The 20,890-nt window shown below is 59.9% G+C and carries 18 protein-coding genes and 1 pseudogene; 9 read left to right on the top strand and 10 right to left on the bottom strand.

The features are described 5' to 3' along the window. Genes RG540_RS28120 through RG540_RS28110 form a run of 3 tightly spaced genes read right to left on the bottom strand, consistent with a single transcriptional unit; the run spans position 1 to position 3,170 of the window. Positions 1 to 795, bottom strand: coding sequence for a sulfite exporter TauE/SafE family protein (locus tag RG540_RS28120; RefSeq protein WP_041365406.1), 795 nt, complete (start codon positions 793 to 795; stop codon positions 1 to 3). Positions 796 to 802: 7 nt separating this feature from the next. Further along, entirely contained in the window at positions 803 to 1,678 is an 876-nt protein-coding gene (locus tag RG540_RS28115; RefSeq protein WP_041365404.1) for an MBL fold metallo-hydrolase, read from the bottom strand. Then, a complete protein-coding gene (locus RG540_RS28110; RefSeq protein ID WP_407668936.1) occupies positions 1,665 to 3,170 on the bottom strand; it encodes an aminotransferase class V-fold PLP-dependent enzyme in 1,506 nt (501 codons plus the stop codon). The genes RG540_RS28115 and RG540_RS28110 overlap by 14 nt, the downstream gene beginning before the upstream one ends. Before the next feature lie 104 nt (positions 3,171 to 3,274). On the opposite strand from RG540_RS28110, the gene RG540_RS28105 reads away from it, so the two are divergent. Next, a complete protein-coding gene (locus RG540_RS28105) occupies positions 3,275 to 3,757 on the top strand; it encodes an Lrp/AsnC family transcriptional regulator (RefSeq protein WP_041365400.1) in 483 nt (160 codons plus the stop codon). Positions 3,758 to 4,020: 263 nt separating this feature from the next. Here the strand turns inward: RG540_RS28105 and RG540_RS28100 are convergent, their stop codons facing one another. After that, complete coding sequence (locus RG540_RS28100; protein WP_041365398.1) at positions 4,021 to 4,923, bottom strand: LysR family transcriptional regulator; 903 nt, start codon at positions 4,921 to 4,923, stop codon at positions 4,021 to 4,023. Between the two features lie 137 nt (positions 4,924 to 5,060). Here RG540_RS28100 and RG540_RS28095 point away from each other — a divergent pair, with 137 nt between their 5' ends. The 8 genes from RG540_RS28095 to RG540_RS28060 all read left to right on the top strand — a co-directional run bounded on the left by RG540_RS28095 (position 5,061) and on the right by RG540_RS28060 (position 15,921). Beyond that, on the top strand, positions 5,061 to 7,106 hold the full coding sequence (locus RG540_RS28095) for a hydantoinase/oxoprolinase family protein (RefSeq protein WP_041365396.1): 2,046 nt from the start codon (positions 5,061 to 5,063) through the stop codon (positions 7,104 to 7,106). Further along, positions 7,106 to 8,716, top strand: coding sequence for a hydantoinase B/oxoprolinase family protein (locus RG540_RS28090; RefSeq protein WP_041365394.1), 1,611 nt, complete (start codon positions 7,106 to 7,108; stop codon positions 8,714 to 8,716). The genes RG540_RS28095 and RG540_RS28090 overlap by 1 nt, the downstream gene beginning before the upstream one ends. 23 nt (positions 8,717 to 8,739) lie before the next feature. Further along, entirely contained in the window at positions 8,740 to 9,786 is a 1,047-nt protein-coding gene (locus RG540_RS28085; RefSeq protein WP_041365392.1) for an SIS domain-containing protein, read from the top strand. A gap of 133 nt (positions 9,787 to 9,919) precedes the next feature. Then, on the top strand, positions 9,920 to 10,813 hold the full coding sequence (locus RG540_RS28080; RefSeq protein WP_041365390.1) for a fructoselysine 6-kinase: 894 nt from the start codon (positions 9,920 to 9,922) through the stop codon (positions 10,811 to 10,813). Between the two features lie 11 nt (positions 10,814 to 10,824). Further along, the gene (locus tag RG540_RS28075) at positions 10,825 to 12,528 is read left to right on the top strand and encodes an ABC transporter ATP-binding protein (protein ID WP_041365389.1); all 1,704 of its coding nucleotides are present in this window, start codon (positions 10,825 to 10,827) and stop codon (positions 12,526 to 12,528) included. After that, on the top strand, positions 12,525 to 13,502 hold the full coding sequence (locus tag RG540_RS28070; RefSeq protein ID WP_041365387.1) for an ABC transporter permease: 978 nt from the start codon (positions 12,525 to 12,527) through the stop codon (positions 13,500 to 13,502). The genes RG540_RS28075 and RG540_RS28070 overlap by 4 nt, the downstream gene beginning before the upstream one ends. Further along, the gene (locus RG540_RS28065) at positions 13,499 to 14,335 is read left to right on the top strand and encodes an ABC transporter permease (protein WP_041365385.1); all 837 of its coding nucleotides are present in this window, start codon (positions 13,499 to 13,501) and stop codon (positions 14,333 to 14,335) included. Before RG540_RS28070 ends, RG540_RS28065 begins: the two co-directional genes overlap by 4 nt. Positions 14,336 to 14,385: 50 nt before the next feature. Continuing rightward, complete coding sequence (locus RG540_RS28060; protein WP_046601204.1) at positions 14,386 to 15,921, top strand: ABC transporter substrate-binding protein; 1,536 nt, start codon at positions 14,386 to 14,388, stop codon at positions 15,919 to 15,921. Positions 15,922 to 16,303: 382 nt separating this feature from the next. On the opposite strand, the pseudogene RG540_RS32620 reads toward RG540_RS28060, so the two are convergent. From RG540_RS32620 to RG540_RS28030, 6 genes and pseudogenes are all read right to left on the bottom strand, one after another. Beyond that, positions 16,304 to 16,447: pseudogene (locus RG540_RS32620) on the bottom strand (IS3 family transposase); the annotation flags it as partial. Between the two features lie 268 nt (positions 16,448 to 16,715). Then, positions 16,716 to 17,342 (bottom strand): SH3 domain-containing protein, encoded by a 627-nt coding sequence (locus RG540_RS28050; protein ID WP_051909869.1) that lies wholly within the window; start codon positions 17,340 to 17,342, stop codon positions 16,716 to 16,718. A 179-nt stretch (positions 17,343 to 17,521) separates the two neighbouring features. After that, the gene (gene hxsA / locus RG540_RS28045) at positions 17,522 to 18,139 is read right to left on the bottom strand and encodes a His-Xaa-Ser repeat protein HxsA (protein WP_041365381.1); all 618 of its coding nucleotides are present in this window, start codon (positions 18,137 to 18,139) and stop codon (positions 17,522 to 17,524) included. Continuing rightward, the gene (gene hxsC, locus RG540_RS28040; protein WP_041365379.1) at positions 18,136 to 19,224 is read right to left on the bottom strand and encodes a His-Xaa-Ser system radical SAM maturase HxsC; all 1,089 of its coding nucleotides are present in this window, start codon (positions 19,222 to 19,224) and stop codon (positions 18,136 to 18,138) included. Before hxsC ends, hxsA begins: the two co-directional genes overlap by 4 nt. After that, a complete protein-coding gene (gene hxsB, locus RG540_RS28035; RefSeq protein WP_041365377.1) occupies positions 19,221 to 20,630 on the bottom strand; it encodes a His-Xaa-Ser system radical SAM maturase HxsB in 1,410 nt (469 codons plus the stop codon). Before hxsB ends, hxsC begins: the two co-directional genes overlap by 4 nt. Continuing rightward, positions 20,611 to 20,886 carry a hypothetical protein gene (locus tag RG540_RS28030; RefSeq protein WP_244446716.1) on the bottom strand — a complete coding sequence of 92 codons (276 nt, stop codon included), beginning with the start codon at positions 20,884 to 20,886 and terminating at the stop codon, positions 20,611 to 20,613. Before RG540_RS28030 ends, hxsB begins: the two co-directional genes overlap by 20 nt. Positions 20,887 to 20,890: the final 4 nt, after the last annotated feature.

Below are 20,890 nucleotides of genomic sequence, written 5' to 3'. Positions count from 1 at the left end.
TCATCTTGTCCAAGGCAGTGCGGCGTAGCTTCGCCACAGGACGTAGAGGCTGACGGAAAAGATGATCCATCGGAAGATCTGCGCCAGCGTATTGCGATGCGTGGAGAGCCGCGTGGCGGTTATGGTGCCGAGCGTCCCGCCGCCGACGCCGCCGGCAATGAAATATCCCGCGACTTGCCAATCCACCAGTCCGGACAAGGCGTAGTTGGCCGCCGTCGTGAGGCCGAACGTGCCGACGGCGAGGAGAGACGAACCGACCGCGTTGATCAGCGGCATGCCGGTAGAAAACAGCAGTCCGGGCACGATAAGGAAGCCGCCGCCGATGCCGAAGAAACCGGAACAGAGGCCGGTCAGCAAGGCGACCAGGCTGGTCTTTCCATGGGTGCGGACCGTCAGGGATTGCGGCGTGATGCCGATCTGACTGCGTGTCTTGCTCATGACGAAGCTGACGAACATCATCAGCAGTCCGAACATGAAGAGAAGGTCCTGGCCCTCGACGACCTTGCCGAGACTGGAGCCGAAATAGGCGCCGAGCGACCCGGCGATGGTGAAGATCAAGGCGCATCGCCACCAGACATGGCCGCGAACCGCATGGCCCGCGAGATTGAGATAGGCATTGACGGAGACGGCGAGCGCGCCGGTGCCGATCGCGGTATGCACGTCCTTGACGCCAACAAAATAGATCAGCAGCGGCGTCGCCAGGATCGAGCCGCCTCCGCCGATCAGGCCGAGGGTGAAACCGATCAGCGATCCTGAGCCGATCGCAAGCAGGACTTGCTCGATTGATCCGTCCATACAGCCGTCAATTCCAGACCGAACGGGGAAACGCGTCGAGCGGAATCTTCAGATAACGGCACCCGTTGTCTTCGGCCGGCGGCAGTTCGCCGCCGCGAATGTTGACCTGCAGCGCGTGCAGGATCAGCTTCGGCATCGGCAAGGTTCTGTCGCGGGCCTCCCTCAGATCGACAAAATCCGCCTGCGACCTGCCGGCGACATGCGGGTTTTCGGCTTTCTGCTGCGCGACCGAACTTTGCCATAAGGCTTCGCGGCCACCCTGCCGGTAGTCATGGCCGGTAAAGAGGCGAGTTTCGTCGGGCAGCGACAGGATTGCCTGGATCGACATCCAGAGGTTAGCGGCGCTGCCGCCGGGGAAATCGGCGCGGGCGGAGCCGGTGTCGGGCATGAACAGCGTGTCATGAATGAAGGCCGCATCGCCGACGACATAGGTAATCGAGGCGAGCGTGTGTCCGGGCGAATGGATCACCCGTGCTTCCAGCTCGCCGATCGCGAAAGTCTCTCCGTCCCGCAACAGCCGGTCCCATTGGGAGCCGTCGCAGGCGAGATCCGGCCAGTTGTAGATCTGTCGCCAGATTTTCTGCACCGCCACCACATGCTCGCCCATCGCGGTCGGCGCGCCGGTCCTCGCCTTGAGGTAACGTGCTGCCGAGAAATGATCCGCGTGCGGATGCGTGTCGAGGATCCATTCCACCGTCAGCCCGCGAGAGGCGACGTGGTCGAGGATCGCATCGGCATTCACAGTTGCCGTCGAGCCGGATTTCTCGTCGAAATCGAGGACCGGGTCGACGATAGCGCATTTGCGCGTCGCCGGGTCTGATACGACATATTGAATGCTGCCCGTCCGCGCATCGTAGAAAGCGGCAACATCAGGCTTGTGCATAGGCCAGGCCCTCTTCGGTCTCCATGCGCGGAAAGAAGATCGCTCGTGCCGGGTCGAAATCGTAGTCGGCCTCGAACATCGGCGCGTCTGCCGCAAGCTGCGCCACGGACTCGATGATGAACCGCACTTTTTCTTCCGAAAGCAGGACACTGAAGTTCAACCGCGTGAAACCCGGCTTCCTGATTTCGTCGCCGGCGAGAATGGCCCGCCGCATCGCTTCGGATTGCTCGGCGTCGATTGACAGCAGCCGGTGAACGTAAGGCCCGGCGCAGGCACATCCGCCGCGCGCCTGGATGCCGAAGCGGTCGCTCAGCATGCGCGTGACAAGCTGCTGATGGACATAACCGCCTTTGCCGTTGCGAATGCGAAAGGAGAAGATCGGCAGCCGATCCGCGCCGGGCAATCCGAGCAATTCCAGTTGCGGCACCTGCCTCCAGGCGGCAAATGCCTGCCGCGTCAGCTCTCGGTTGCGGCTATCCATCTCCTCAAGGCCGATTGCGTGTTTGATGATGAAGGCGAGAGCGGCTCGAATGTCGCCGACGACGTTTGGCGTGCCCGCTTCCTCGCGCGCTTCCAGGCTGCTGCTGTAATCGTGGGTCTTTGGAGAGACGAACTTCACCGTGCCGCCGCCCGGCCAAGAGGGTTTGTTCGTCGCCAGGCCCTCACGACGGACGATAAGGATGCCCGAAGCACCAGGACCGCCGATGAACTTGTGCGGCGAAATGACGATGGCGTCGATCTGTGCATCCGCACCAGGCGACATGGAAATCGGCACATAGGGACCGGCGCCCGCATAATCCCAGATCATCCTCGCGCCTGCGGCTTTGACCATTTTGGTAATCACAGCGATATCGCTGGTAATCCCGGTGATGTTCGATCCGGCAGACAATGTGCAGACTGTCAGGTCTGGCGATCCGTCATGTAGCGCCTTGTCGAGAAGGGACAGATCGGGCCCGCCGGACGGACACTCGGAGAGCTCGACGATTTCCGCGCCGCTTTCGCGCCAGGGGAGGATGTTCGAGTGGTGTTCATAGGGTCCGATAATGACCCGGACGGTCTTGCCCGCCGTGACCGCTTCCGTGACGCCGAACAGTTTGACGAGCCGATTGAGGCCGGACGTCGCGCCCGAGCCGGCGAAGATGACGGCGTGCTCCTCGGTCGCGCCGCAGAACTCGGCGATCAGCGACCGCGCTTCCCGCCGCATCCGGGTCATGAAGCCGCCGCAATAGGAGGCTTCCGTATGGCTGTTGGCGTAATAGGGCAGGACTTCGTCCATCACGAAGTGTTCGATCGTGCGCAACGCCCGGCCAGAGGCGACGTAATCCGCATAGACCAGGTTCTTCACGCCATACGGACCATCGATCTGCGCCGTCGCGCCGACGAGATCGTTGCGAAGATCGGCGATCAGCCCGGGATGGTTCAGGGACTTGCGAAAACGAGCAAGAGGCGTGAGGGCCTGATTGGTTTCAGGACGAATGGCTTGCACGGTCATCTCGCTGTCATCCTCTTCAGTCTCGAAGTTGACAGCGATTGTATTCTGCTTCAGGCTCGAAAAACTCACCTATTTTATGCGAATTTTCCCCCAGGTTGTGTCATATGATCGAATCTACAGCAAAGATCGATGTGTTTGATCTGAAAATCCTCACTGTTTTGCAAAAAGATGCCGGCCTTTCGCAGCGTGATCTGGCGGAGAAGGTCGGCCTGTCGCAAAACGCTTGCTGGCGGCGGCTTCAGCGGCTCCAGACGATCGGCATGATCCGCGGTTCGCACAGCGATATCGACCTCAGCGCGCTGGGGCTGGATCTCACCGTCTTCGTGATGATCCGCACCCGCCATCATTCCAAGGAATGGATCGACGGTTTTCGCAACCATGTCGAGCGTCTTCCCGAAGTTATCGATTTCTACCGGATTGGCGGAGACTGGGACTATCTGATCAAGGTCGTGACCAGAGGCATGTCCGGCTACGACACATTTTACCAGAAGCTGATCACCAATTTCGACCTTGCGACGGTCACCGGTTTCTTCTCCATGGAAGCCATCATCAACAATCGTCCGGTGGATCTGAGCCGGTTGCGGTAACGACCCTGACCGAGGCGCCCGTCAGCGCTGGTAGCTATCAATGCTTCTTTTGCTGTGTTGGCAGGCCCTTGCCTGCGGCGGCCCATCTGGCCCTGCATCGGCTTTCCGCCCACGATCACGGCCGGTGCCGTCTCTCCTTGTGTTAGCTCAGCCTCCAACGGAGATCACAAGCGCCATCGGAAACCTTTGGAACTGCGGTGGGGTTTTTCGCGGCATGGGGATTTTTGCATATGCCTCAAAGCGTCCCCAAGAACCACAACTCCCTATCCTGGACCTTGCTCCAGCACCTCCTTCAACGTCCCAACGAACGTCTGTGCGGCAAGCGATAGGGGACGGCGTTTGGGGATGATCATTCCAACGGAAACCGGGATGCGGGGCTCGAACTGGCGCACGGCGATGTGGTCGAACTCATTGGCATCCCAAACCGAGAAATGATCGACGAGGGCCACTCCGCGCCCCCGCTCGACGAGGCGTCGGATAAGCTGGCTCTGGTTCGAGATCAGGCTGTTCGAAGGCCGTACGCCTTCGTCGGAAAGGGATCGGAAGATCGCGGCGCCAAACGGGACCGAGCGCGGATAGGTCACGAACGGCTGGTCGGCGATGTCGCTGGCGAGGATGATGCGATGTTTCGCAAGCTCGTGATCGGTCGGCATGATGCAGACCATGGAAGAGGTCTTGAGTGTCTGCGTCATCAGGTCGGCCTCATGCTCGGGATGATGCACCAAGCCGAAATCGTAATTTCCGCGACTGACATAGGTGTGGATCTTGTCGGAGTCGAGAAGGTCCACCTGGACCTGGATTCCGGGGTATAGATTGTTGAAACGCTCGACAGCCATCGGGATCAGCGCGGTGCTGAACGCCGAAAGTATGCCGATATTCACATAGCCCTGCGACATGGTGGTGAGGTCGAGAGACAGGTTCTCGAATAGCATCAGCTCGTCCATCAGCAGCGTCGCATGCGCAAAAAGCAGCTCCGCTTCGGGCGTCGGACGCAGTCGGCCGGCGCTGCGCTCAAACAGTTTGACGCCCGCAAAATCCTCAAGCTGCTTCAACGACTTGCTCGCGTTGGGCTGCGTCGTGTGCAGCACAAGCGCGGCCTCCGTGACGGAGCCTGTTTTCATGAAGGCGGCCAGGGTGTCGAGATGGCGCAACTTGATCCGGCGCATGATATCTCCAGGGTATTCCAAAATTGAATGGAAAGCTCGAATAATTGAATTTTACAAGATGCGCCATGCCTTTCTAGATTGCTGGTCATTACAGGACAGGCGGAAGCGGAAGCCGACGCCCAAGCACGAAGATCATCATGGGCAACATCAGGGTTGGCATCGATGTCGGCGGGACCTTCACGGATTTCACCGTACTCGACGACGAAACGGGCGGCATGCGCCACTTCAAGGTGTCCTCGACACCGCATGATCCTTCCGAGGCAATCGAGATCGGCATCGCCAGCTTCGAAGGACGCGGCCTGAGAGCCTCCGACGTCGTCCATTTCGGTCATGGCACGACGGTTGCCACGAACATGGTCATCGAGCGTCGCGGCGGCAAGACTGGCCTCCTCACCACCGAAGGATTCCGGGACGTTCTGGAAATCGGTCGCCAGACCCGCCCCGACCTGTTCGACATGAGCGTCCGCAAGCCCGATCCGCTGGTCGTGCGGCCGTTGCGCCTTGAGGTCGCCGAGCGCCTCGGTCCAGACGGCGAAGTCATCGTTCCTCTCGATGAAGCCGGCGTGGAAGACGCCGCAAAACGTTTCAGGGCAGAGGGCGTCGAAGCCATCGCCATCGGGTTTCTGCATTCGTATCGCAATGCCGCTCACGAACGGCGCGCAGCCGAGATTGTCCGCAAGCATCTGCCGGATGTCTTCGTCAGCCTGTCGAGCGACGTATTGCCGGAGTTCCGCGAATACGAGCGCATCTCCACCACGGTGATGAACGCCTATCTGATGCCACGCATGGACGGTTATCTCGACCGCTTCATGAAACGGTCGCGCCAGGCCGGCATCGATGCCAAGCCTTATACCATCCATTCCAATGGCGGCTTGATGTCCACCGAGACGGCGCGCAACTATCCGGTGCGGACCTGTCTGTCGGGTCCCGCGGCCGGTGTCGTTGGTGCAGCACTCGTCGGCAAGGCGGCATCCTTTCCCGACATCATTACCTATGACGTGGGCGGCACCTCGACTGACGTCGCTCTCATCGCTGGCGGCAAGCCCGCCTATTCGGCCGACCGCGACGTGGCCGGCTATTCCATCCGTTGCGCGATGGTGGATGTCAGCGTCATCGGGGCAGGCGGCGGCTCCATCGCATGGCTTGACGATGCCGGCGGCCTGAAGGTCGGCCCGCAGAGCGCGGCGGCGGTTCCGGGCCCGGCCGCTTACGGCAAGGGCGGAACGGATGCAACGATCACGGATGCCAATATCGTCCTGCAGCGCCTGAACCCGATTGCGCTGCTTGATGGCGCCATGCCGGTCGATCGCGAGGCGGCGCTGAGTGCGATCAGCGCGGTGGCCGGAAAGATCGGCCGCAGCGTCGAAGATACCGCCTGGGGCATCATTCGGATCGCCGTCGCCAACATGGCGCGCGCCATTCGCGCGGTGTCGATGGACAAGGGCCACGATCTCAAGCAGTTCGCGCTGATGGCCTTCGGCGGCGCAGGCCCCCTGCATGCCTCGCTGGTTGCTGCCGAAACCGGTCTCGACACGGTCATCATCCCGGAATCGCCCGGCACCATGTGCGCCCGCGGCGTTCTCCTTTCCGACGTCACCCGCGATTTCGTCTCCACTCAGATCAAGCGGGCACGGGGCGAAGGCTGGACCGAGATCACGACAGCCGTCGCAGGTCTTGAAAGGCGGGCCAGGGAATGGCTCGAGGCGGAGACCATCCCCGACGACAAGCGCGCGTTGCAGCACGTCGCCGAAGCGCGCTATGCGGGCCAGAACCACGAAATTCGTGTCGAAGGCATCCTGTCGAGCGCGGAGGATTTCGCGGCTCGTTTCGCCGAAGCCCACCGCGTTGTCTACGGTTATGCACTGGACAATCATCCGGTCGAGATCGTCAACCTGCGTGTCCAGGCGATCGGCCACGCCGGCCGGCCGCTGCAGACGGTCGAAAGCGCTTCCGGCACCATGGCGGATGCCAGGGTTGGCGAGCGCGATGTGTATGTCGGCCCCGAAGGCGGCTGGAAAACTGTGCCAGTCTACAAGCGTGCGCTGATGCCGCAGGGGGAAAAATTCGCCGGCCCAGCCATTATCGAGGAACTCACCTCGACCGCCTATGTGCTTCCCGACCAGACCGGCGTCGTCGACGCCTATGGCAACATCATCCTCAGCTTTGTGAAGGACCGCGCGTGATGCAGCAGCACGTCAACCCCCCGCGCGAGTTCGACGCCATCGAAATGGAGGTCTACTCCAACCGGTTCATGTCGATCACAGACGAGATGGGGCTCAGCCTCGTTCGGTCGTCCTTCTCCACCAACATCAAGGAACGCAAGGACTGCTCCGTTGGCCTGTTCGATGGTAGAGGGCGCCTGGTCGTCCAGGCATCGCACATTCCGGTGCATCTGGGGTCGCTGCAGGGCGGCGTAGCCGCCGTACTCGAGAACTACAAGCCCGAGGACATCAAGCCGGGCGATGCGTTCATCTGCAACGATCCCTATCTGGCGGGCGGCTCGCATACGCCGGATATCTCCATCCTCACGCCCGTCTTTTATCAAGGCCGCCTTTGCTTCTTCGCCGCCAATCTGGGTCACCATTCCGACGTCGGAGGCGGCGTGCCCGGCTCCTGCGATCCGAGCCAGACCAGCATCTTTGCCGAAGGCCTGCGTATTCCCGTGCTGAAGATCGCGCGCGAGGGCGTGCTCGATGAGCAGATCGTCAAACTCATCAGCACCAACAGCCGCGATCCGCTGGAGCGCATCCTCGATCTCAAGGTGCAGATAGCCACCAACGAAATCGGGCAGCGGAAGCTCGTGGCCCTTGCCGACCAATTCGGCATCGCCACGGTCGAGACGGCGATCGAGGACCTGATCGCCTATTCGGAAAGCCGGCTGCGCAAGCGCATCAAGGAAATGCCTGACGGCATCTACAAAGGCGAAGCCTTCATCGACGGCGATGGCGTTGGTTTCGATCCCTGCCGTATCCGGGTCGCCATCAAAGTGGAAGGCGAGGGGATCACCTTCGACTTCACAGGCACCGACAGTCAGGCGCGAGGCGCGGTCAACATTCCCAAGACCGCCCTCGACGCCACCTGCTACTACACCATCAAGGCGCTTCTGGACCCGTCGCTTCCGCCGAATGAAGGCATGGCGTTGCCAGTCTCCATCATTGCCGAGGAGGGCACGCTGGTGCGGCCGAAGTTTCCCGCCGCCGTCGGTATCCGCTCGACCAGTTGCCAGCGCGTGGTCCGTGCCATCTTCCAGGCCTTCGCCGACGTTCTGCCCCGGGAAAAGGTATTCGCCTCTTCCGCCGACATGAACGCGACGATGATCTTTTTCGGCCCGCACAAGACCCGCGAGGGCAGCTTCGTCTATCTCGAAACGGTGGGTGGCGGTGCCGGCGCGAGCCTTGATCATGACGGCATGAATGGCATTCAGGTTCACATTACCAACACGTCGAACCTGCCGGCCGAGGCACTCGAGATCGAATATCCGCTGATGGTCCGTCGTTATGCGCTGGCCGACGGGTCGGGCGGCGAGGGGCACACCACGGGCGGCATGGGCATCGTCCGCGAGGTCGTCGCCATGACGGATGGCATACGCGCCAACGCTTCCTGCGAGGGACTGCGTACTCCAGCCGACGGGGTCTTCGGCGGCGGACAGGGCGAGGTTGCGCGGCTGAAATTCGGCACTGCCGACGGCACTGTGACCGAATACGACATCTCGATCACCAATATCCTCATGAACCGTGGCGACAGCCTGTTCCTGCAAACGCCGGGCGGCGGCGGCTTCGGTCGCGCGTCCTGAACTGATTGGAGAATAAAACTATCATGGCTCTCGAAAACCTGACGCCAAGCGACGAAGAGATCAAGTCTGCCCCGAACCCGAATTACCTCGAAGGTGACTATCTGAAGGGCGTCCTGGAAATGACCTTCCGCGACGGCAACCCGCTGGCCGAAAAGCTGGTGGAGGACATCTTCTCTTCGCGTGAAATCGACACCGTCTATCTGGTCGGCGCCGGCGGCTCGAATTCCTACATCGAACCGATCAAGTACATCCTCGACAAGTATTGCGACCTGCGCATCGAGCGTATCAACTCGACCGAGTTCGAAACGCGCCGCCCGAAGCCTGTCAACGAGAAGGCTGTCGTGCTTCTCACCTCGCATAACGGCGAGACCGAAGACACCGTGGTTGCCGCCCGCTGGGCCAAGACCACCGGCGCGGTTACCGTTGCGCTCACCTCCGGCCACGAAAGCGGTCTGGCAAAGATCTGCGACTACCTTCTGCCCTACAGCAAGGAGCTGCCGGGCATGCCGAAGACGATGATCGCTTATCTTTTCGCCGCCTACCTGCTAAAGCACCTCGGCAACCCGGTCGGTACGCAACTGGTGCGTGACCTCGAAGCGATGCCGGCCAAGCTGCACGACATCAAGGATGCCGAGCGCGAGCGTGGCATGGAGCTCGCCCGCCGTTACAAGGACGAGAACATCTACTACGTGCTCTCCAGCGGTATCCTCTCGGGTCTCAATTACCAGTATTCGATCTGCATCTTCAACGAAATGTTATGGCTTGATGCATCCGACATCCATTCGGGCGAATTTCGCCATGGTCCGTTCGAAGTTGCCGATCCGGAGATGGCCTATGTCTTCCTCATGGACAATGGCGAAAACCGCAAGATCGACCAGCGCGCGCTGAAGTTCACCCGCCGCGTCACCGACAAGATCATCACGTTCGACGCCGGCCGCTATGAAAACGTCTCAGCCCTGCTGTCGCCCTTCGTGATCGGCGTCACCTGGTACTGGTTTGCCCACACGCTGTCGGTATTGCGCGAACATCCGCTGTCCGTTCGCCGCTACATGTGGAAGGTCGACTACTGATGATCAGGCGCCCGCCCGCATGGCTGTTTCTGCCTCGCGCGCGTTCATCGCGGTTCGGCACGGCATCGCCTCCGCGCGCGGGCGGTTTCTCCGTCGCGCTCCATGTCTTGCATGAAAAGAAGGCGGCCGAAAAATGATCACCCCCGATACGTCTTTCAACACGTTCAAGGTGCTCGGGCTCGGCGATAACGTTGTCGACCGCTATCTCAACACCGGCAAGATGTATCCTGGCGGAAACGCCCTGAACTTTGCTGTCTATGCCAAGATGCTTGGAGCCGATGCGGCATTTCTGGGTACTTTCGGCACGGATGCCGCGGCGCGGCATGTTCGGGCCACGCTTGAAGCGCTTTGCGTGCCGGCAACGCACAGCCGTATTATCGACGGCGAAAACGGCCATGCGGATGTGCGTGTCGTCGACGGAAACCGGGAATTCGTGTTCTCCAACAAGGGAGGCGTCGCCCGGGAAAACCCGTTCGCGCCAGGCCAAGGCGACATCGACTACCTCTCCGCCTTCGCACTGGTGCACACGAGTTGCTACAGTCACCTCAACCAGCATCTCGCGGTGCTGAAGAGTGGCAGCCGTCTGCTGTCCTATGATTTCTCCTATCGCTGGCAGGTCGAGGACCTGATCGCGCCGGTGACGCCGCACCTCGATTTCGCGGCCCTGTCGGCCGGCGATGTCGGGCGCGACCGTGCATTGGAAGTCCTGCGCGAGGCCGTCGGGCATGGTTGCGGCCTGGCGCTCGCAACGCTCGGGCCAGAGGGCGCTGTTGCCTATAACGGAAAGGACGTCGTGTCCGTTGCGCCCGTACCCACCGATGTCGTCGACACGCTTGGTGCAGGCGATGCATTCATCACCGCGACGCTGCTAACGCTGGCTGCCCGTGGCTGGAAGCGCGGCGAGCATGTGGGGCCGCAGGCCATCCAAGCCGCGATGGAAAAGGGCTCGCAGTTTGCCGCCGAGATTTGCCGGATCGAGGGCGCGTTCGGCTATCCGGCACCCATCCACTCGCAAGTCACGGCTTGATCGGAGGCGCGATGCTGGAAGTCAGGAACCTCTCGATTGCTTTCAAGACCCGCGACGGACTGAAGTCCGCGGTGCGCAATATCGACTTCACCATCGGGCCGGGCGAAATACTCGGTCTGGTTGGGGAGAGCGGTAGCGGCAAGACGATCACCTCGCTTGCGGTGATGGGCTTGCTCCCGCCGAATGCGGTGGTCACGAGCGGCGAGGTTCTGGTCGACGGCATCGACATGCTTCAACTCGGACCGGTTGAACTGCGCAAGCTGCGCGGCAGGCATATTGCGATGATCTTCCAGGATCCGATGGCATCGCTCGACCCGATCTTCACCTGCGGCGACCAGATCATCGAGGCGATCCGGCTTCACGAAACGGTTGGCAAGGCGCAGGCGCGCCAGAAGGCGATAGAACTTCTTGAGAAGGTCAGGATTCCTGATCCCGAGCGCGCCATGCGTGCCTATCCGCACGAGCTTTCCGGCGGCCAATGTCAACGCATCATGATCGCCATGGCGGTCGCCTGCAAACCCCGCATCATCATTGCCGACGAACCGACCACGGCGCTCGACGTGACCGTGCAGAAACAGGTTCTTGACCTGTTGCGCGGCCTTAACGAGGAGGTGGGGGCAGCTATCCTGCTGATCACGCATGACCTTGGCGTTATCTACGAAGTCGCGGACCGGGTCGTGGTCATGTATTCCGGGGACAGGATAGAGGAGGCGACCACCGCCGATCTCTTCAATAATCCCAAGAGCAGTTATGCCAAGGCACTGATAGACTCGATGCCGACGCCCGGCGGCCAGCATGACCGCCTGCCAGTGATCGAGCGCGACGCGCTTGGCAACGTTTTCAGCGTCCGACCCGAACCGCGCATCCGTTCGAGCAATGTCGCGGCGGCATCGGACGCGAACGTTGCGCCGCTGCTCGAGATCAGGGATCTCGTCAAGTCCTACTGGATCAAGCCTGCACCGCTTGCGGTGCCGGTCGAAATGCGTGCTGTGGACCGTGTCAGCCTGAGCATCGCACCGCGCTCGACACTTGGGCTGGTTGGCGAATCCGGTTGCGGTAAAAGCACCCTTTCGCGCGCCGTCATGCGGCTCTATCGCCCCGACGCCGGCGAAATCCTGTTCAAGGGACGAGATATCGCCAGACTTTCGGAAGGCGAGATGCGGCCGTTCCGACGTGAGCTCGCCATGGTCTTCCAGAACCCTTATGGCTCCCTCAATCCGCGCCAGACCGTCGCCGAGCTTGTCGAAGCGCCGTTGGTCATCTTCGGGGAAGGCACCGCGTCCGTGCGTCGCCGCCGCGTCGCGGGCCTGCTCGATGCGGTCGGTCTGCCGGCCGCGGCGGCGGCGAAATATCCTCATGAATTTTCTGGCGGACAAAGACAGCGGATTGCCATTGCCCGGGCCCTTGCACTCAATCCTTCGCTCGTGATCTGCGATGAGGCTGTCTCGGCCCTCGACGTTTCCGTACAGGCGCAGGTGCTCAACCTGCTCAAGGATCTGCAGGTGGAGTTCGACCTGACCTACCTCTTCATTTCCCACGACCTTTCCGTGGTCGAACATATCAGTGACACGGTCGCCGTCATGCAGAAGGGCCGCATCGTCGAATACGGGTCGGCGAAAGCAATCTTCGCCAATCCGAAGGAAGCCTATACCCGGATGCTGCTCGATGCGGTGCCGACCATCGGTTCGGACCGTGTCGGAAAGGGGGTTGCATGAACGCCTCTATTGCCGGAGCTTTGCTGCTCGTTGGGCGAAAGCTGCTGACGGCCTTTATCCAGCTGCTGGTAATCGCCACTCTGATCTTCTCGGTCATGTACATCATGCCGGGTGATCCGGTGCTGCTATTGCTCGGCGCCGACAGCAATCCCTCGCCTGAAGCCGTTGCCTCCATGCGCAGCCAGCTTGGCCTGGACCAGCCGGTCATGTCGCAGTATTTCGTCTGGCTGTGGAAGGCGCTGCATCTTGATTTCGGGACGTCGCTCGCCAACGGCTATCCGGTTTCGCGATATGTGCTTTCCAACCTGCCGCGCACGCTGGAACTGGCTTTCGCGGCGATCATCATCGCGACGCTGATCGGCGTCCCGCTCGGCATTGCCGCTGCCCTCAAACGCGGCAGTCTGCGCGATACGATCCTGACGTCCGTCGCCACGATCGGGATTTCAGTGCCTGTCTACATCCTGGGCACGATGCTGGTTCTGTTCTTCAGCCTGAAACTCGGTTGGTTGCCTGCCAGCGGCTATACGGACATTTCGCGCAACGCATTTGAGCATTTCCGCAAGCTCACCCTCCCGGCCTTGGCACTCGGATTCGGCCTTGCCGCCTCGATCGCACGCATGACGCGCTCGTCGATGCTGGAAATCCTTGGACGGGATTTCGTGCGGGCGCTACGGGCGAAGGGCATGTCGGAGCGACGCATCATCTGGCAGCACGTGCTGCGCAATGCGGCAATCCCGATCGTCACCATCATCGGGCTGCAGCTCGGCAACCTGATGGGCGGTACGGTGCTCGTCGAAGCGATGTTCAATTGGCCGGGGCTCAGCACCCTGCTGGTGGGCGCGGTATCGGCCCGCAACTATCCGCTGGTCCAGGGCGCGATGCTTGCCATCGCTGCGCTTTTCATCTGCATCAATCTGCTGGTCGAACTGCTGTATAGCCTGCTCGACCCGCGCATCAGGAGGAAACGCACGTGACCTCCCGCACCCTTGGCGTCGCTCGCAGTCAGCCGGCATTCGTCGCAAGTCTTGCCGTATTGGCGATCGTCCTTCTGATGGCGATCTTCGGCGGCTGGCTCGCGCCCCACGACCCATTCATGCTCAACCCGCAGGCCGTCAACCAGAGCAGCTCCGCCAGCCACTGGCTGGGAACCGACGAATTCGGCCGCGATCTGCTGAGCCGCCTTCTTATCGGCATCCGTCCGACCCTCATGGTAGCGCTTGGCGCCACGGTGATCGCCGCCGTGTTCGGTAGCCTCCTTGGAATTGCCGGTGCCTACGGACGTTCGTGGCTGTCCTTTCTGATCATGCGCGCCGTCGACATCATGTTGAGCTTTCCGCCAATTCTGCTTGCGTTGCTCGCGGTCGGGTTCTGGGAAAGCGGCGTTCTCAGCCTGACCGTCGTGATCGGTGTGCTCTATATCCCGCACTTTGCCCGTGTCGCTCATTCTGCCACGCTTCAGGTGGCACGCCAGGAGTTCATGGAAGCCGAGCATGCCATGGGGGCCTCGGTGCGGCGTGTCGTCTTCACGGCGATCCTGCCGAACATCCTGTCGCCGCTGGTCGTCCAGGCGACGTTGACGGTAGCCGCGGCCATTCTCCTCGAATCGGGCCTGAGCTTCCTTGGCCTCGGCATTGTGCCGCCGGAGCCGTCCTGGGGCCAGATGATCGGGACCGCCCGCGGCTATCTCGGCCAGAACCCGATGTATGTCATCTGGCCATCCCTTCTTCTCGCGCTGACAGTGCTCGCCATCAACGTGGTGGGCGACCGGTTGCGCGACATTCTCGATCCACGTCTCAGGGAGGAATAGCCGACATGGAAAAGATGAATAAACAAGCACAAGCAAAAAAGGGGTTCAGCATGAAGAAATCAGTTCTCGGGCTTATCTTCGCCCTCGCATCCAGCGTTTCCGCGCATCAGGCCCTGGCGGCTGAGGGCGGTACTCTCTATTTCGGTCTCTCCGGTGAGCCTGCCACGCTCGACAGCACCATCAACGCGGGAACGCCGGCCCGCACGATCCGGCTCGCCATTCACCGTGGCCTCGTCAACTATGGCGCTGACGGAAAGCTGTCGCAGGAACTTGCGCAGTCCTATGAGGTCTCCACGGACGCACTGACCTATACGTTCAGGCTGCGGGACGCGAAATTCCACGACGGGTCACCGGTGACCGCGCAGGATGTGAAAGCGTCCATCGAGCGCATCACCGCAGCAGACAGCAAGGCCACTTATCGAAACGAGCTGGGTGTTATCAAAGCGATCGATACGCCCGATGCCAAGACCGTCAAGCTGACGCTTTCCAAGCCATTCGTTCCGCTCATCCACTACCTGGCGCTTCCGGAATCGGCCATCGTGCCCGCCGCCTGGATCAGGGATCATGGCAAGGATCCCAATGCAACGCCGATTGGCGCCGGGCCTTTCAAGTTTTCTACTTGGGAACGTGGTCGCGAATTGACCGTCGAAAAGTTCGACGGATATTACAAGCAGGGCAAGCCTCACCTCAATGACGTCCACTACGTCTTTTATGCCGACGAAAATACGCGCGTGAATGCGCTGAAATCGAGCGACGTCGACATCATCGATTACGTCCCGTGGAAGGACGCGGCCTCGATCGAGGTCGATTCCAATCTGAAGCTGGCCAGCACGACCGGCCCGTTCATGATGCTGCAGTTCAACACCAAATTCGAGCCGTTTTCCAAGCCGGAGGTGCGGCAGGCCGTATCTTACGCCATCGATCGCGCCACGGTCATCAACACGGCCTTCAATGGTCGGGGCACGCCGATTTACGGAATTGCTATTCCGGAAGGATACATGGGCTATTCCAAGGAGAAGGCCAACTATTTCAGCTACGACATTGCCAAGGCGAAGGCACTGCTGGCGAAGGCGGGTTATCCGAACGGCTTCGAGGCACGGCTGTTGTCGACCGCCCAATACGGCTTCCATAACAATACCGCGATCGCCGTGCAGGCGGAGCTCGCCAAGATCGGCATCAAGGCGAAGCTTGATCTTCCGGACTGGTCCGGCCGCATCGCCAAGAACAACGCCGGCGATTATGATTTTCTTGTCGCGGGCACCGCAGGCGACATCGCCGACCCCGATTGGCTCAGCAACTTCTTCTACGGTGGGCAGCAACTGGTCCGGCTTAACAACTCGGCCTACTTCAACGATCCGGTCATCAACGATCTCCTGGACAAGGGTCGCGTCACGCTCGACACGGCCGAGCGCGGAAAGATCTACGGCCAGTTTGTCGACCGTGCTCTGGAGCAGTCGCCATTCGTTTATCTGATGTGGCGCGACCAGAGTTTCGGCCTCCGCAAGAACGTCAAGGGCTTTACCAACATTCCCGGCTTCCTGACATTCCAGTCCGGCATCACGGTGGAAGACACCGAGATGGAATAGGCGGTTGAGAATGGCTGATTTATTCCCCCGATCTTTCAGATCGGGGGAGCGCACATATCTGCTTGTCGAAGGAGTGAGCGTGGTTGATGATGATGAACGGTGCTGGTGCAAAATTTAAGGCACCCGCGAGCGTGGGTACCTTCTGCGTCTGCACTGCAGACCTTTAGCGTTAGCAAGGCGATTGTGACTATAGTTAGCCTCCTTCGCCAATAGCAGGGCCGGCAGAGCGACGGTTGTGACGGATCGCGCGAAGCTGGCTTTTCATTCCCGATGGGATTAGCGGCCCAGCGCTTGTCGGACCCAGACTCAGGTTGGATCGCCGTACGATGCCTGCCGGAGCGCAAGCGCGCCCGCAACAGGTGTTTTTTTGACCCTGATGCTATTCGAGCGCTTCTTTGAGGATTTCGCCTTTCATCGTCTTCTTGTCGAGGAGGCGCTGCAGCTCTTTCACCTGGTTCTGAAGTGCCCGATATTCGGAGGCCGGGACGACCTCCACCTGCGAGGCAGTGGCAGTCAGCGCATTCTGTGTGCGAGCTTGTTCAAAGCAAGTCAAATATAGCCGGTAAGGCAAGATTATCGGACGTTATTGTACAGCGACAGCCTATGCGGTTTAAGCCGACTTTGATTGCCTAAACCGCACAGACCGGATGCTCCGTATGGCGCCCCATGGGCCTGGAGACGACCAAGCTCTCTTGTTTCATCAACCGCTGCACAACCTTCTCAGAGATGGTGACGCACTGCCTTGTCAGCGAAGCCTGCAGTTTCCCCGGGCGCAACGCGCGGGCGACGATCTGTCAGTCACGCGCCAGATATCTCGGATTCACCCACCCCTCCCGGCCAGAAACCTTGACTCGGACATGAGCCCAACCAGCCTCGGTCCCGATAACGGCGACTGACACACCTGTAGCGAGTTTTTCCACGAGCACATATTGCGTGCCTGGTCCCTCGCGCATGTTGAGGTTCGTGATCGTTTTCGCGATTTCGGCACTCGGAGGATCCGGTACGCCCGGCGAGATGGGCACGGCCGGCGCTGTCGCTACCGGCGGCGTGGCTCTAACCTCTCTGTTCTCGAGGGTCGGAAGTGACGGCTCGCTGTTATTTTTCCAGTCATTCCCACTGTCTCGCGGAGTGGCCAACGCAATCTGCGCGGCCGCATCGAAAGCGGCCCTCAGATCCGGATCGATATCTCGAAATTTGCGGTTCACCACCTGGCTCTCGATCAAGGCTGTCTGTGTTTTCCCTTCGTTATCTGAAGCTGGTCTTGTGATGGTCGAATTGGGATTATCCGCTTGGATCGGTTGTTTCCCGCTGAAAGGTTTTTCAGTGGTGCTTGCCTCGGGTTTCGGCAACAAATTAACGAAAATAGCGACTATCGCGATCGCGCCGACAATGATCCAGGGCTTGCGGGCGGAAGCTGACATCGATCACTAGCCCATGTCCATCTCCAACCGTTTTAGCAGAATTCAGGGCCGGAAAAATCCAGCAGCCGGCAAGGGTAGCGCGGGTTGAGACTGTCGACGAACATATCGCCGCCAAATGACTTCCGTTCAAACGAATTATTCATATAAGGGACCTCCGGTTTTGGATAGAATTTGTCGGATTAGTTTGCTGCAATCCCGAAGGTATCAAGGACTTCGGGAGTGATCGTTCCGGTGACCTTCAGCTTATAGTCGGTCTGCATCGCGATCAGCGCAGTTTTGCAGGCCTGCCCCATCTGACCGTCGATTAGACCGGAGTAGTAGCCGTAAGCCGTCAGCGCGGTTTGAACCTGCATCGTGATGCGTTTGAATTTGTCCGTATTGCCAGGAAGTGGCTTCAGCGGAACAGGAGCGGGTATTGTTGCCGGCGCGCTCAGAAGAGGGGCCGGATTTGCCGGTACGCTTGGCGTAGCAGGTGCCGCGGGTACGGTCGGATAGACCGACCTTGCCGGCGGCGTGTATGATGGGGAAGGGGCAGTATAGGTTGGCGAACTCGAACCGCCGTAGCTGTAGCCACTACCACTGCTGGATCGATGGCTGGAGTGAGAGCTATGGGACCGATGGGAGCTGTGCGAGCGATGTCCGGCGAGCGTGAAGATATGACTAAGACGAAGGCGCTCCAGAATAGAAGGAATAGGGCTCTTTGTAAGCCCTGCGTCCGCTATCGGCATTGCATCCGACTTTGTCGGCAGGAACCCCGCCGCCAAAAAGGACGGGATCAGAAATATCCGCGATTTCATATTGGCCCCAGCCCATTAAACCCCTCCTTGTGATCATACCACTGAAAAAAGCCACCACAAGTTTCGCGAGCACCGCAGCCGTCACAAAAATCGAGATATTTTCGTTTCCAGTCGGAAATCGTCGATGGCGCGTATCCGCGATAGTCCTGAGGAACCGAGCAGAGCGGGAAATTGTAAAGCCACGCTTTTAGACCGCGGGCGGCGGCGATATCGATCGCGCGCGCGGCCTGTTCAAAATCCGCAGACGTGTCCTTGAAGGACGATGCCCAGTTCATCCGGCCATAGCCGATCCTTTCAAGCTGCATAATCGCCCAGACCGAGATAAACCCGAGGCGGGTAGCGATGAACTCCGCAACGCCGATCAGGTCCTCCCAATTCTGTTGCAAGACGACCGTTCGAAGTTCGACAGAGGCCCCCGCCCGCATCAGTGTCGCAAGCCCAGGTTCAAGGCTGGCGAACGCCCCCTCCTTCCCAACGATCCTGTCATGGGTCTTAGGGTTAGCGGAATAGAGCGGCACACCCCAGAGGATGCGATCCGAACCGAGTGCGACAAGCCGTTCCGCGTCCTGGGGCTCGAAATGTTGCGCATTCGTCAGGATGTGAAAACGCAGGTCGGGCCGGCTGGCGCTGACGGCAAAAAGCATCTGAAACAGCCGTTCCTTGTGGAGCAATGGTTCACCGCCGGAGATGCCGATCATTGCATCGCGCGGGGCGAGCGAGGCCGCGACGGCAAGTTGGTCGAACAGGTCGAAATGGTACTTCTTTGGCGGCTGCGAACACATGACACATAGCTGGTCGCATTGCTCGGTGACCAAGAAGGTGTTGTGATTTGAATTCGCCCGAATGAGGCGATGCGCACTTGCCTGTCCGGGCAGAACCAGGAGCACGTCACCGTCCAAGCTTTCATGAGGCCGTGCATGCACCGTAAACGAGAAGCCATGATACTCGTATTCTCGCCGATCGCCGTCGATATCGAGAATGATGGCGTCGTGCTCGGTTCGATTGTCCACGGGTTGATCGAGCAGCCGCACGACCAGCGGCTCCACGATTGGTAAAGGATCGACCTTGAGGCGCAGATCGATCATCGATGGACCTTCGCGAACGAGGAGTCAAAGCGGGGTGCTCCGGACCAGATGGCGAGGGATTTTCCGACCTTGGGATCTTCCGAATAGATCAGAGAGAAAATCTTGTCGAAGATATAGGTGTGCCGCTGACAGAAGTCCGTCAGGTGTTTGGGAAGATCAATCCGCCCATAGCGGGACAGATCGTCGACAAGATCGACACCGCAGAATGCCTGGTAGGGACAGTGGACGCAGTCAGGATGAAAATTGTTCAGCGCTTCGGCATTCAGCATGTCGATCTTGTCGCGGTCTATTCCGCTGAATACGTCACCCATTGAAAGATCGAACTGGCCGACGCGGCTTACCATACGGGCTTCGTCAGTCGGGTAAAACTTGCCATCATGATCGATCACCACATAGCTGTAACCGATGATGTTCGGGTTGCGCAGGTCGGCATGATGATTGTGGCCCGAGCGCAGGACACGCCGCAGACAGTGCGTAAAATAATACTCCTCGAGAGGTGCATCTGCGTCCCAGTTGAAGTCGATCAGGGCGTCGATAAACGAGGAATGATATCGGTTCCAGGAAGAAGCACTCGATCGGGCATCGAACCGCTTGCGTGCGAATCCCTGGTGGTTCACCGGGCGCAAGTAGATCGACCTGATCCCGTAGCCGACGAAGGTTTCGATCACCGCGGTGGCAGGAGGCGGATTGGTAGGATTGATCGTGGGGAGCGCTGAGATTTTGTCCGGGCCTAACCGGTTCACGGCCGCATCAAGGTTATCGAAGAATGATGATGTCGTCTGTGCGTTCTTGGTCCGTTGGGCCTGGTGGGTAGCCCGGTCGGCATCGAGTGATGTGCTGGTGAACACATGGGGTTCTTCCAGAACCGCCCATGCTTCGGGGCTGACCTCCTGCAGGTTTGTGCAGATCACGAATTCGCAATGGTCGAACTTCGATCGGCAGAAAGCCTGTACCTGCCTGATGGCATCAAGTCGAAGCAGTGGTTCTCCGCCCTGGAACTCGATCTTGATCCTCTTCGTCGACAAGCCACCCAGAAATCGCAGGACCGCCTGCAGCGTCTCGCCGTTCCAGTCAAATCCAGGGGTGGTTTCGTTGACGCGGGAGACCTGGCAATAGCCGCATGAGAGATTGCATCTCAGCGTCGGGACAAGGATCACATAGTCCAGCTCCGCGGGAGAGTAGAGCCGGCTCGCAAATCGGTACTCGAAACCGGAATAGGCGAGGTCACCGACACCGTCGAAAGCGTGTCCGTTGACGTCTAGGAAGCGGTGGTCGGACTGGGTGAGGCTGTCGTCCACGTACCGTTCCAAGAAATCTTGGTCGGCCTTGAAATACCCGCCGGCATCGTCCGCGAACAGCAGAGCCCCGTCATCGGTCGGGCGGAATTTAAGGGGTACGATCTGCAAAACCCGTGACGCCTTCAATCAGCATTTTCCGCAAGGGCAGCGTTTCGGCGAATATCTTCTGACGGTAGATGCAAAACAGAAAATCTCTGGTAACGCCAGGATCGTCGGCTGCTTCACCCCGGAAGCTGACGGTGTTTCCGTCTATGTGCAGCGCGATCTGGGGATAGAGGTATCGAAAGCGGAGCGCGGCGTCGGATAGCCAAGGCAGAAGGTGCTCATCGATTGTTATCGGGGTACGAGGGTCTGTTACTTCCATTTTA

Origin of the sequence: Neorhizobium galegae bv. orientalis str. HAMBI 540 (assembly GCF_000731315.1) — a bacterium.
In the GTDB taxonomy this organism is placed as follows: Bacteria; Pseudomonadota; Alphaproteobacteria; order Rhizobiales; family Rhizobiaceae; genus Neorhizobium; species Neorhizobium galegae.
Note: the sequence above shows the minus strand (reverse complement) of the source record. Positions and strands in the feature narration are given on the sequence as shown.